We start from the raw sequence: 14173 nt of genomic DNA, 5'->3' as shown, positions 1-14173 counted from the left end.
AGTTAAATCAGCCTGTGTTAACTGCTTTAAGTGGTATTAAGGAGTGAAATAGTGTGGAGTGATTTTCTTCATTAAATAGACTTTTATATGAATAATAATATCCCTATTGCTGTACTGGTGATTACTATTAGATGGATACTTTTATAAGATATAAGGGATTTATGAAGTGTTATCCTTATGCACAAATGGATTAACTTAAAGTGATTATAATCCATTGAATAAATCAAGATCTTTTTTTAGAAGCCCAGACAATCGGACTATTGTTATAGGTACATAACCTTATTAAATTACTAATTATACAGTATTATATGAACAGCTAGTAAGTATGAAAAAGATATTTAAGCTTTATATAAGATAATGTCACGATGTGACTATCAGTTAAATAGCAAATTAATTGAGCGACAATATAAAAGTATGGTTTTACTAGTAGTTCATAAAGTGGCTATAATCAATCATATTAACTACATTTAAGCCCAAAAGTTTTTTTGATTTATGCATAGAATTTCGATCATACTTCTTTTATTAATATCAATTGTTGGGACTGCACAGGTCAACAGTTTTCAATTTCAGCATCTCTCCACAACTCATGGCCTTTCACAAAGTAGCGCTATAGCTATTGAACAAGATGAACTAGGGCAAATGTGGATAGGAACACGTGATGGTCTTAATGTATATGATGGACATAAAATTACTGTTTTTAAGTCTGATGGTGAGAATATTAATTCCTTAAGTAGTAGTGATATTTTATCTCTAGAAAAAGATCAAAATGGACAGATCTGGATAGGTACTTATAATGGACTTAATAGATATAATCCTAAGACCGATACCTTTACACGTTTTTTAAAAACCAGCGATAAAAACTCGCTAGCCAGTAACATCGTGCAAGAGGTATATGCTACTAGTGATGGCAATATGTGGATAGGGACTTCTAAAGGACTCTCTATTTATAATCCTAAAAATGGTACTTATTACAACGAGATTTTTGCCTCCGTACAACAAGAGGTTGTTGTTTACAGTGTTATAGAGCTCTCACCTAAGTCTTATTTAATAGGTACTAATCTAGGATTATGGGCAGTTCAAAAAGAACAAATTGCTGGGGACTATGAAGTTTCTAGGTTTAAATCTTATCAAAATGATGATATTACTGATATCGTACCAGCTGGTAAAAACAGATATTTCATAGGTACAAAATCATCTGGAGTTCTAGTCTATGATAGATTATCTAAAGAGTTACAGTCTTTTGAAATTAATGAATATTCAAAAATTGATGATATACGTAAACTACGATTAGATAAAGATGATAGGCTATGGATAGGAAGTTATAACGGAATATACATATATAATAAAGGACAGTTAAGCCATCTCACTAATAACATTAATGATCCCTATAGTCTCGAAAAAAACTCTGTAAAAGCGCTTTATGAAGATGCTAGTGGTTCCATATGGGTAGGTACGTATTATGGTGGTGCAAACATCTGGAATGAGGCAAACAGTAATTTCCAAAACTATGTGCAAAACGGAACTAGCAAAGGCTTGAACTATCCTGTCGTTAGCTCAATACAATCAAAAGATAATCAGCTTTTTATAGGGACAGAGCAAGGTGGGATCAATGTATTGAATTTAAATACTAAAGATTTTACATACTTAACTAGTGACAACAGCAATCTCCTAGAAGATAATATTAAAGCCTTGTATCTGGATAAAAATCTTTTATATATAGGGACTTTTAGTAACGGTGCTGAATTATATAATGTAGATACAAAACAATTTCTAAAGAGTCCATTAACTAGTATCCTCAAAGACATAGGTATCTATTCTATATTAAAATCTGGAAATCATTTTTACTATGGGACTTTTGGTAAAGGTGTTGTTTCACAGGACGCGACTGGTGCAGTAACAATTTTAAATCGTGAAGATGGGCTTACTAGTGATTTAGTACGAACATTAATTTTTGACAATCAAGGTGCCCTTTGGGTAGGAACACAAAATGGTTTGAATAGAGTTGATAAAAATAATCAAATCATAAATTTTCTATTTGATAAAGATCAAGATGCAGGTTATGATGTTTTACATCTTTTTGAGGATAGTAAAAACACCATATGGGCTGGAACTAAGTCTCAAGGTTTATTTAAGAAAGAAAATAATCAATTTAAAAAAGTTCCATTACAATGGGCAGATAAGGAAATAACTACCATTCATGCGATTATAGAAGACGGCAATGGAATGCTGTGGATGAGTAGTAATCAAGGTATTTTAAAGCTAAATAAAGATAACCTTCAAATTTTATCACTTAACCAGCAAAAAGATGGACTAGTCGGTAACGAGTTTAGCGATAATGCGGTATTGAGACTTCCACAGGATCAATTAGTTTTCGGTAGTGTATCAGGTATATCATCATTTAATACAACAAAAATTCGTACTGATACTTATGCGCCAGGTGTGCTCATTACAAATTTTAGAACAACAGGTGATGATGTTCTTAAGTATAATGATAGTAAAGATGAGGTTGAAAATATCGCTTTCGCGAAAGCGTTAAAAATAGGTCACAATCAACGCAACTTTACAATTGAATTTACCATGCCTAGTTATCATAATTTAACTAGTAAGACCTATGAATATAGATTAAACGGTATAGAAAAGGAATGGAATACGACCGTAGAAAATAAAGCTACTTATGCCATTCAAAATGCGGGCGATTATACCTTTGAAGTACGTGGCGTCAACGGTGATGGTATTAAAAGCGAGATAACTACCTTAAGTATTCAGGCAAAACCAGCGCCCTGGTATAGCTGGTGGGCGTTTATTTTATATGCACTACTATTATCCATTACCGCTTATATATTACTGAGTATTCTTAAATCTAGAACCCGTTTACAAGAAGAATTAAAATTTGAACAAATTCAACTTCAACGCAATAGAGGTATTAATGAGGCCAAACTCCAATTTTTTACTAATATCTCACATGAGTTTAGAACGCCACTCACCTTAATTTTAGGTCCATTACAGCAATTACTGTCTGATTATAAAGGCAGTAATAAAATGTATAAAAAGCTGCTCATAATAGAAAGTAATGCCCAGCAACTGTTACAGTTAATTAATAGATTGATGGATTTTAGAAAACTAGAAAAAAATCAATTTGAATTACAAGCCGCTGAAGGTAATATCGTTAAGTTTTTAAAAGAAATTTATTTAAGTTTTAAAGAGCACGCAAAACTAGGAGAATACGATTATGATTTTAAAACTAGCGATGATGAAATCCTAGTATATTATGACCGTGATAAACTAGAAAGAGTCTTTTTTAATCTTATTTCAAATGCCTTTAAGTTCACACCTAAAGGAGGAAAAATTAAAATCAAGATTAGTAAGGATGATCAACATATCTACATTAAGGTCAAGGATAGCGGTATAGGAATCGAAAATGAAAAACAAGAGAAAGTCTTTGAGCGTTTTTATGAGGTAGAATCTCATAAAGAAAATGCTAGCATATATAATCAAGGTACTGGTATAGGACTAAATATTGTGAAGAATATTGTTCAATTACATCAAGGTGATGTGACAGTGGATAGTACACCTGATAAAGGTTCGTCGTTTTTAGTCACCTTAATATTAGGTAAAGAACATTTAACAGATCAACAGATTATAACGGACTTCAAATTCAGTGATGACGTGAGTCAATACACTGAACAATTAGAAAATCATCATATCCTTGAAGAACCTTTAAATCTAGATTTTTCAAATGATGATGACAGGTCTACTGTATTGATTGTAGAAGACAATACTTCCTTACGATCTTTTATGGCACAATTATTAAAACGATCCTACAACGTTATAGAAGCAGATAACGGTGAAGATGCCTTTAAAATGGCAGTAAATAATAATCCAGATATAATAGTTAGTGATGTTGTAATGCCTAAAATGGCAGGAACTGAATTATGTTCTAAGATTAAAAAAGATGTAAGAACCAGTCATATACCTGTAGTACTATTGACGTCGCGATCATCACTCATTTATAAACTTGAAGGATTAGAAAGTGGCGCAGATGATTATTTAAGTAAACCATTTGATATTAATGAGTTACAGTTACGTGTTAAAAATCTGCTGATTTATAAAGATCGCCTAAAAGAGAAATTTGGTTCAAATGATTTATTTACTCCTGAAGAGATTACGGTATCTTCTGTAGATGATCAATTAATGAAAAAGGCAATTCAGATTGTTGAGGATAATATATCTAATGATCAATTTGATATACCTACATTTTGTTCTGATCTAGGAGTCAGTAGAACGATGCTTTTTATTAAAGTAAAAGCATGGACTAATTTTACACCTAATGAATTTATTCAACATTTTAGAATGAAAAGAGCAGCTCAGCTATTAGAACTAGGTACTCTTAATATTTCAGAAGTTAGCTACAAAGTAGGTTTTAGAAACCCAAAATATTTTAGTAAATGCTTCCAAAAAGTGTATGGTGAGACTCCATCAGTTTATTCTAAAAAATTCTCTGTCTAGAATTTGATTTTAACAAATAACCTCTTGAAACTCCCGATTTTAATGAAATCGGGATTTTTTTATACCCTTTTTTGAATTTTTAGTTGTGTATGTTAAGCTAATTTTAACAATCTGAATTATCAATATAATCTCATTTGATTATTCGAAAACGATTTAGCTGGTTTCTCAGAATGATAACTTAAAACTAATTACTTAATTTTTTACTCTTATGCAAAAAACTAACCCCAACAAGTTTTTAAATATCAGCACCTTTTTAAGCTGTATGTTATTTGCGATGTTTACATATGCGCAAACAACGGTTACAGGTAAGGTTGTTGATGAACAAACTGAGCCACTTTTAGGAGTGACTGTACTTATTAAAGGTAGTTCAGGTGCTACTACTACTGATATAGATGGTAACTATTCTATAAGTGTCGCAAATCCTGATTCGGCAACTATTATTTATAGTTATGTAGGTTATGCCACTATGGAAGTGCCAGTAAATAATCAGTCTGTTATTAATGTCACTTTAAAAGAGGACCTTGCATTACTTGATCAAATCGTAGTCGTAGGTTATGGTGGAGTGAAAAAAAGCGATATTACAGGATCAGTTTCTTCTGTGTCAAGCAAAGAATTAAGCGCATTTCCAGTACTAGATGCAGCGCAAGCTTTACAAGGTAGAGCAGCCGGTGTTGTTGTTCAGTCTAATAATGGTGGCGAGCCAGGTGCGCCCATCAGTATACAGATTAGAGGTAATACTTCTATTAATGCAAGTAGTGCACCTTTAATTGTAGTTGATGGTTTTATGGGAGCTACAATGCCACAGGCTTCAGATATAGAGTCTATGGAGATATTAAAGGATGCCTCAGCAACTGCTATATATGGTTCAAGAGGTTCTAATGGTGTTGTTTTAGTAACAACTAAAAAAGGTAGAAACGGTAAATTGGTTGTTGAATACAATACTAATTACTCTATTCAAAACACGGCAAATGAATTAGACCTATTAAATGCAGATCAATTTGCTGCTTACCAGACACAAATTAGAGCAAATAATGGTAATACTACAGCTTATCCTCAAGGTCCTGCAAATACCGATTGGCAAGATTTAATTTATACGACAGGTAGTACTAAAACACATCAATTCTCTTTCTCTGGTGGTTCAGATAAAATTAACTTTTATGCATCTGCAAATTATTTTGATCAAGAAGGTATTGTTATAAACTCTGATTTTGAAAGAATTACATTTTTATCTAACGTGGACGCTCAGGTTAATGATAAACTTAAATTAGGTTTGAACCTTTTTGGTAGTTTAGGTACTAAAAATGGAATATCAACACAATCCACAGGTTTAGGTGGTATAGGTGGTGGTGGAGATGATGTTATTTCTCTAGCGATGCGTTATGCTCCAGATCAGCCTGTTTTCAATGATGATGGTACTTATAATTCTGGAAACACGGTAGGAGATCTAGTAGATAATCCTTTTGCTATAGCTTCAGAACGCATAGACGAGACTAAAGAAGATAACTTTAGAGGAAACTTTTATGCAAATTATGAGATTATAAATGGATTAGAGTTTAAAACGACATTAGGTTTAAGTAGTGAAACTTTAAAAAGAGGAACATTCAGTCCTTCTATTCTTGAGGTAACTGCTGGAGCAGTTAATGGACGTGCAGCAATTACCAATGCAAGAGAAAGAAGCATATTAAATGAGAACTATTTAACTTATAAGAGAGATATAGGAAAAGGTAAACTAACTCTACTAGGTGGTATTTCATATCAGAAAACTACAACTGAGGCATTCTCGGCAGCTGGAAACGACTTCCTTTCAGATTCGTTTTCTTTTTACAATTTAGGTTCAGCAAACATTTTATTACCGGCAAGTTCTGCTAAATCTGTAACTGAAATTCAGTCACAATTCGGTAGAGCAAATTTTGATTGGGATGATAAGTATCTTTTTACTGCAACAGTGAGAAGAGATGGTGCGTCTAACTTTGCTAAAAATGAGAAGTATGCAATTTTCCCTTCTGCAGCTATAGGGTGGAAAGTATCTAATGAAGATTTTTTAAAGGATGTTAATGCAATTTCAAATTTAAAACTTAGAGCTAGTTATGGAGTTACAGGTAACCCATCTATTGCGGCATATCAATCACTTGCAGAGTATGCGTCTTTATACGCGTCAAGTAACGGTGAGACTGTTAGCGCAGCGACACCTGACCAACCTGCAAACCCAGATTTGAAATGGGAATCTTCTTATCAAACTAATTTAGGTCTTGACCTAGGTCTTTTAAAGAACAGATTCATTTTATCACTAGATTATTACAACATTGATACAAAAGATATCATATTGCCTAATAATGGTATTCCAGAATATTTTGGTTACTTAAATGACGGTATATTAACTAATCTAGGTGAAGTTAATAATAAAGGTTTTGAACTAGCATTAACGTCACGCAATATTAATAATGAGAATTTCTCCTGGACAACTAATTTTAATATTTCATTTAATAAGAATAAGGTAGTTGCTTTAATAAATGATGCAGATGTATTTGCAGACGGTACACCTAGTTATTTTAGCCATGATCAAAGTACCATCTTAAGAGTAGGAGAAGAAGTTGGTCTTTTCTGGGGCTATGATTATGCAGGTGTTTATCAAGGTGGAGCTTTACCTGCAGGTACAGCTACCTTAGCCGGTGGTGTAGCAGGAGACCCGTTATTTAGAGATATTGATAATAGTGGAGATATTACTGAAGATGATCGCACTACCATAGGTAACCCTAATCCAGATTATACTTTTGGGTTTACTAACAACTTCAGTTATAAAGACTTTGACTTAAGCATATTTTTCCAAGGTTCTCAAGGTGGAGATATTTTTAACTTGACTAATGTTCAATTAGCAAATGGTGACGCTAACACTACTGTAGATAATTTTAATAACGCCTGGACACCTACTAATACTAATACAAACGTACCACGTGTAGGTAATAATAGTAATAGAGAAATTTCTTCTCGTTTTGTAGAAGATGGTAGTTATATAAGACTTAAAAATGTCGCGTTAGGTTATAATGTGCCGTCAGAATTATTAAGTAAGTTCCGTTTAGAGCGTCTTAGACTTTCTGTAAGTGCACAAAACTTACTTACAATTACAGATTACTCTGGTTTAGATCCTGAGGCAAGTTACTTCGGTGGTGGTAGTGTAAACAATGCAAAACGAAATACAATCAGAGGTTTTGATTTTGGAAACTATCCTACCTCGAGAACCGTAACTTTTAGCTTAAACGCAACATTTTAATCAATACTAATAATCGTAAAAATATAATTATGAAAACATATAAATTGTTACTGTTATTGATAGGTGTATCAATAATGGGATGTTCAGATTTAGAAGAAGATCCTGTAGGTAGATTATCACCAGATGGATTCTTTCAAACCCCTCAAGATATACAGACATTGGTTAATGGTGCCTACACACACGCTATTAATGAAAAGTTTTGGGGAAGAAAACTTTCTGTAGCGTTAATGCTACGTTCTGATATGGTAGATCTGGCCTCAAATGAGACCAGAAGAATGGAAATGAATGATTTGACTACCTTAGGAAATAACGGTATGATTAGTGAATTCTGGCCTAAAACTTATCAAGGTATTGCCGCTGCAAATGAAGCAATTGTCGGAGCTGAAGATGTGGATGCAGATGATGTAGTTAAGAATCCTATAATTGCACAGGCTCGTTTTATAAGAGCATTCTACTATTTTCATTTAGTAAGACAATTTGGGGATGTACCTTATTTAGATCGACCAGCTACTGTTGCAGATGCAACGATAGGTAAGACGCCAGCAGCGCAGGTTTATGAAAACATCATCGCTGACCTAGAATATGCGAAAGAATGGTTGCCAGATACTCAAGTAACACGTTCTATTCCTTCAAAAGGTGCGGCTAGCTCATACCTTGCTTTGGTTTATTTAACTATGGCTGGTACAAATGACACAGCCATGTTTCAAAAAGCTTTTGATGAGGCAGAAGAGGTTATAATGAATGAAGGCCTCTATGGCTATGATCTAGATTTAGATTTTCAAAATTTATTCAATGCAGATGAAATTGATGCATCACCTGAGCCAATATTTGCTTTAGACTACAACAATTTTGAAGCGCCTAATAATGGTTATGATCAGATCGCACCTATGACTGGGATACGTGGTGATGATAGAAACTCTGGTGGTGGATGGTCCGTAGCCGTTCCTTCTTTTGCAGTATACGATACATGGAATGCTTCAGATTACAGACGTGCGGTGAGTATGGACGATGGTGCATCTATCAATGGAAACCTTGAATTCTATACTAATTTTACAGTAAGTGGGCACCAGTTTGCAAAGAACAGACCTTATATAGCAAAGTATACTCGCTATCCTGGTGCATTTGCACGTGGTAATGCAAGAGCAACTAGTCATAACTATTCTATGTTACGCTATGCAGAGCTACTTTTAATCGCTGCAGAAGCTGCCGTAGAGATAGGAAATAATACTGCTGCATTAACTTATATGAATCGCGTAAGAGCTAGAGCAAGAATGGGTGGTACAACACTTGTAGCAGGAGTAACGACTACGGTGGCACCTAGTGTAGAGCCTGCAGAACTACCTATGACTTATATGGTTACAGCAAATGATGTCCTTGAAGAGCGACGTCTAGAGCTTGCTTTTGAAGGTAAAAGATGGTACGATATAGCAAGAAGACAGTTAGGCGCAACAGCATTCGGTCCTATGGGACTAGAAGGTGCTAAGTCTGATTTTTCTACTACAGATTATTTAATGCCATTACCAGCAGACGAGTTAGATAGAAATCCAAATTTATTGCCTCAGAATCCAGGATATTAAGAAGTTGAAATAGCCAACTGCTTTAATCCCAGTGACTTTTAGTTGCTGGGATTTTTGTTTACCCAAATTTGAATTTATGATTCTGCTCTTTGTGTTACTTTTAAAATGAACGAGGTAAAATGCTTCGATCTTTATTCCATTATAACCATGAAAACCTTTTACAATATTAGTTGGCTTTTGACCTGTTTTATATTATTGGCCTCTTGCAAGCCTCATGAAACTAAAGAGATCATTACTGATACTACTGATATCAATCAGCTTTTGATCGCACGATATAACAAAGTACTCGACTATCCATTAGATTCGACGGCCTTTCCACGTAGTTATAATCCTGAGACAAAACAAATACTCAAACGACCATCAAAAGATTGGACTAGCGGCTTTTATGCAGGAAACTTATGGATGTTGAGTGATGTTACTGGTGAATCTCGCTTTCGCGAAAGCGCACAAAAATGGACCGCATTTATAGAAAAAGAAAAGTTTAATGATGGAACTCATGATATGGGATTTAAGGTGTACAACAGTTTTGGTTTAGGTTACAATCGTACAGGAAATGAATTTTATAAGGAAGTCCTTCTACAAAGTGCCCAAACTTTAGCGACACGTTTTAATCCTAATGTTCAATCTATACGATCGTGGGATTTTAAAGCTGATCATTGGGAATTCCCTGTTATTATCGATAATATGATGAATCTGGAATTGCTTTTTGAAGCGACTAGACTTTCTGGCGATTCTACCTATCATCATCTTGCTGTAAAACATGCAAATACTACATTAAGAAATCATTTTAGACCAGACGACAGTACTGTCCATGTGGTGGTATATGACACGATTAATGGTAATGTAAAAGAACGTGTAACTCACCAAGGTTATAGCAATGAGTCTGCATGGGCTCGTGGACAAGGTTGGGCCATTTATGGATATACGATGGCTTATAGATATACTAAAAACGGAGATTATTTAAAACAAGCGCAGGCGACTGCAAACTTTTTTATTAATCACAAAAATTTACCTGCAGACGGTATACCATATTGGGATTTTGATGCTCCTAACATTCCAGATGAGCCTAGAGATGTATCTGCTGCGGCTATAGTAGCATCGGCATTAGTGGAATTATATGGCTATACTAAAAATGAAATCTATATCAATTACAGTAAAAAAGTATTGAATAATTTAAAGTCTGAGGAATATATTCTTCCTGCTGACTTAGAGATTCCCTTTATTCTTCAACACAGCTCTGGTGACTGGTCCAAAAGATCAGAAATGGATGAACCTATTATTTATGGAGATTATTATTTCCTTGAATTGATGTTGCGCTTACAAGAACTGGATCAATAATTTTCACTTTAAAATTACTTTATGAATCACTTTTTGAAACTTTGGGTACTCATTTTTGTGATTACAGCCAGCTGTGACTCAGCTGTGTCAGGGATATCAACTACTACTGTTGAAAGGTCTAAGATTAATATTAATCAAGACTGGCAATATTTAGAGCATCCCACATTAGATATAAATGAAGCTCTAGAAAAGCAAGATTGGGAATCTGTAAATCTACCACATACATGGAATGCGCTGGATGCAACTGATTTAAATCCAGGTTATAGGCGTAGTTCTAGCTGGTATAAGAAAGATTTGGAGATAGAAACTATTGCTGATAATCCAGTTTATGAATTGTATTTTGAAGGAGTAAACATCATTTCTGAAGTATATGTGAACGGAACAAAGGTAGGTGGTCACATAGGTGGTTACATAGGTTTTACAGTAGATATTACAGATGTAGTAAAAGCAGGAAGTAATGAAGTATTAGTTAGAGCTGATAACAGTTATGATCCAGAAGTGATTCCTTCTCAAAAAAGTGATTTCTTTATTTATGGAGGTATTACTAGAGATGTATGGTTAGTAACTTTACCGCAAACACATATTGATAGAGTAAAAGTTACACCAACAGTTTCTGCAGAAAATGCTAGCTTACTTATTAATGTGGAAACTTCAACGCTTCCAAAAGAGTTTATAGTAGATTGTGAACTAACATCACCTACAGGTAAATCGGTTAAAATGACTGAAGCTGTTGGAACTGATAAATTCACGAGTCTGTCATTTGAAAACATCAAATCTCCAGAACTTTGGAGTACCAAATCTCCTAACCTTTATACCTTAACCACAATTATTAAAAACGGCGATAAAATCATTGATCAAACCGAAGAAAAAATTGGTTTAAGGTGGTTTGAGTTTAAAGATCATGGCGCTTTTTATTTGAATGGAGAAAGATTACTATTACGAGGAACACATCGCCATGAAGAACATGCTGGAGTAGGCGCAGCCATGAGCAACGAGCAACATCGCGCAGATATGGAACTTATAAAAAGCATGGGCGCAAACTTTGTAAGATTAGCACACTATCCACAAGATCCTGAAGTTTATAAAGCCTGCGATGAGCTAGGACTAATAGTTTGGGATGAACTACCATGGTGCCGTGGAGGATTGGGTAATGATGTATGGCAAGAAAATACTACCGGCATGTTGAAGGAAATTATTAATCAGAATTACAATCATCCCAGCATTGTATTCTGGTCGTTAGGAAATGAGATGTATTGGTTGCCAGATTTTGAAGATGGTGATAATACAGTGAAGATGAATGAGTATCTACAATCACTTAACGATCTAGCACATGAAATGGATCCATCTAGAGTAACCGCAATAAGAAAATACTATGAAGGAGCGGGAATTGTAGATGTGTTTTCGCCATCCATATGGTCTGGATGGTATTCTGGTAGTTATAAAAGTTATCAAAAAGCGATAGATCAATACAAAGCTCAATACAAACATTTTATTCATACTGAATATGGTGGAAGTAGTCATCTAGGACGTCACACAGAAAATCCAGTCACTGGTGAAGGAGCCATTAAAGCAGATGGTTGGGAAGAAGCCATCATACAAACTGATGTAGCTAATATCGCCCAAATAGGTGACTGGAGTGAAAACTATATGGTTGATCTGTTTGACTGGCATTTACGTATCTCAGAAACAGACTCTACTTTTATAGGTAACGCTCAATGGGCGTTCAAAGATTTTGGAACACCACTAAGACCAGAAAATGATATTCCATATATCAATCAAAAAGGACTCGTAGACAGAAATAATAATCCAAAAGATTCCTTCTATGTTTTTAAAAGTTATTGGAGCGATGAGCCCTTTGTTTGGATAGAATCACATACCTGGACAGAACGTCAAGGTCCTAAGGGAACCCAACGTGAAATAAGTGTTTATTCAAATGCACCAGAAGTAGAATTTTTTATCAATGGTCAATCTTTAGGAACTAAGAAAAAGGACATTTCTAAATTCCCAGCATCTGGATTAACATGGAAAGTAGATTTTAAAGAAGGAAAAAATAAGTTGAAAGCTGTAGGGACTACTAATAAGGATAAACAAGTAAGCGATGAATTAGAAGTCAACTATAGATTTACTAAAAACGGTAAAGCCAAAGAGCTTATTCTAGAATCTGAAAAACTAAATAATGGTAATTACTTAATCACTGCGACAGCAATGGATGGTGATGGGTTACGTTGTTTAGACTATGAAGAACGCGTGTATTTTCAAGCTTTGTCAGGTGGTACGACTTTGAAAAGTTTAGGGACACCTACAGGTAGTGAGTCCATAAAAATGGCAAATGGAAAAGCAAGTATAGAGATAGTACGTGACGACAGTGGTAAAGAATTAGAAGTAATGGTGTTGAACCAAAGCTTTAAAGGTACTTACCTTGTCATTGAATAAATGTATTTTGATAAGTATAATCTCGACTTCTTAAACCCATCAAGAATTGTCTTTAAAGTCGTCTTAAAACAGCAGTACTTAATCAATATAAACGCTTAAACTTGCACAGTCATAATTAAAAGTTGACAATGAAGGATTTACAAAAAGCGATACTTTTCATGCTTTTCAGCACATTGGCATTTGCAATAATGAATGGTGTTGTAAAATATCTATCTGAATTTAGTGCCTTTCAATTGGTGTTTTTTAGATCAATTGGATCCTTAATAATTACCATGATATATCTTAATTACAAGAAAATATCGATTTTAGGTAATAAACGATGGTTGTTAATCGCTCGTGGCGTTTTCGGATCTATATCGTTACTGCTTTTCTTTTTATCACTCAAATACTTACCAGTAGGCACCGCAGTGACACTGCGATATCTATCACCCATATTTGCTGCCGTTTTTGCAGTAATATGGCTCAGAGAGAGAATAAAACCTTTACAATGGTTGTTTTTTTAATTGCATTTTCTGGTGTGTTTATTTTAAAGGGATACGATGAAAATATTTCCCTCATAGGTATTGGTTTAGTGCTTCTATCAGCGCTTGGAATGGGATTAGTATTTGTTGTAATTTCTAAAATAGGCAAACAAGATCATCCTATAGTTATCATTAATTATTTTATGGCCATAGGTGTTATTCTTGGTGGATTACTTAGTATTAATAATTGGGTGCAACCTGTTGGTTCTGAATGGTTATTATTAGCTAGTTTGGGTGTAGTTGGGTTTATAGGGCAGCTATTTATGACACGATCTTTTCAAATAGCATCAACTTCATTAGTAGCACCACTAAAATATCTTGAGGTCATTTTTACAGTTTTAATCGGCGCTACATGGTTTCTAGAAATTTATACTCTTTGGTCAGTTCTCGGGATTGCGTTGGTTATCATAGGCCTTGTACTTAATATCCTCTACAAGTCTAGATGGAGTTCATAGAGATTGGTTTTTTCGCTTGCGCGAAAGCAGATTCTCAATATTTATATCATTTTTATCAGATTGTTTAAACAAAAC

At 34.4% G+C, this 14173-nt stretch carries 7 protein-coding genes; all 7 read left to right on the top strand.

Annotated features, from left to right (window positions below):
• Positions 1 to 492 precede the first annotated feature (492 nt).
• The 7 genes from BST92_RS00910 to BST92_RS15400 all read left to right on the top strand — a co-directional run bounded on the left by BST92_RS00910 (position 493) and on the right by BST92_RS15400 (position 14098).
• Positions 493 to 4506: a hybrid sensor histidine kinase/response regulator transcription factor gene (locus BST92_RS00910; RefSeq protein WP_105069765.1), complete on the top strand. Its 4014-nt coding sequence runs from the start codon at positions 493 to 495 to the stop codon at positions 4504 to 4506.
• A gap of 208 nt (positions 4507 to 4714) precedes the next feature.
• The gene (locus BST92_RS00905) at positions 4715 to 7774 is read left to right on the top strand and encodes a SusC/RagA family TonB-linked outer membrane protein (protein WP_105069764.1); all 3060 of its coding nucleotides are present in this window, start codon (positions 4715 to 4717) and stop codon (positions 7772 to 7774) included.
• Between the two features lie 29 nt (positions 7775 to 7803).
• Entirely contained in the window at positions 7804 to 9351 is a 1548-nt protein-coding gene (locus BST92_RS00900; RefSeq protein ID WP_105069763.1) for a RagB/SusD family nutrient uptake outer membrane protein, read from the top strand.
• 177 nt (positions 9352 to 9528) lie between these two features.
• A complete protein-coding gene (locus tag BST92_RS00895; RefSeq protein WP_245910829.1) occupies positions 9529 to 10689 on the top strand; it encodes a glycoside hydrolase family 88 protein in 1161 nt (386 codons plus the stop codon).
• Between the two features lie 21 nt (positions 10690 to 10710).
• Positions 10711 to 13122 (top strand): glycoside hydrolase family 2 protein, encoded by a 2412-nt coding sequence (locus BST92_RS00890; protein ID WP_105069762.1) that lies wholly within the window; start codon positions 10711 to 10713, stop codon positions 13120 to 13122.
• A gap of 128 nt (positions 13123 to 13250) precedes the next feature.
• On the top strand, positions 13251 to 13625 hold the full coding sequence (locus BST92_RS15405) for a GRP family sugar transporter (protein WP_342747816.1): 375 nt from the start codon (positions 13251 to 13253) through the stop codon (positions 13623 to 13625).
• A gap of 89 nt (positions 13626 to 13714) precedes the next feature.
• Positions 13715 to 14098 carry an EamA family transporter gene (locus tag BST92_RS15400; RefSeq protein ID WP_342747815.1) on the top strand — a complete coding sequence of 128 codons (384 nt, stop codon included), beginning with the start codon at positions 13715 to 13717 and terminating at the stop codon, positions 14096 to 14098.
• Positions 14099 to 14173: the final 75 nt, after the last annotated feature.

The sequence above is a fragment of the Nonlabens arenilitoris genome, assembly GCF_002954765.1.
In the GTDB taxonomy this organism is placed as follows: Bacteria; Bacteroidota; Bacteroidia; order Flavobacteriales; family Flavobacteriaceae; genus Nonlabens; species Nonlabens arenilitoris.
This window is presented reverse-complemented; position numbering and strand designations above follow the sequence as displayed.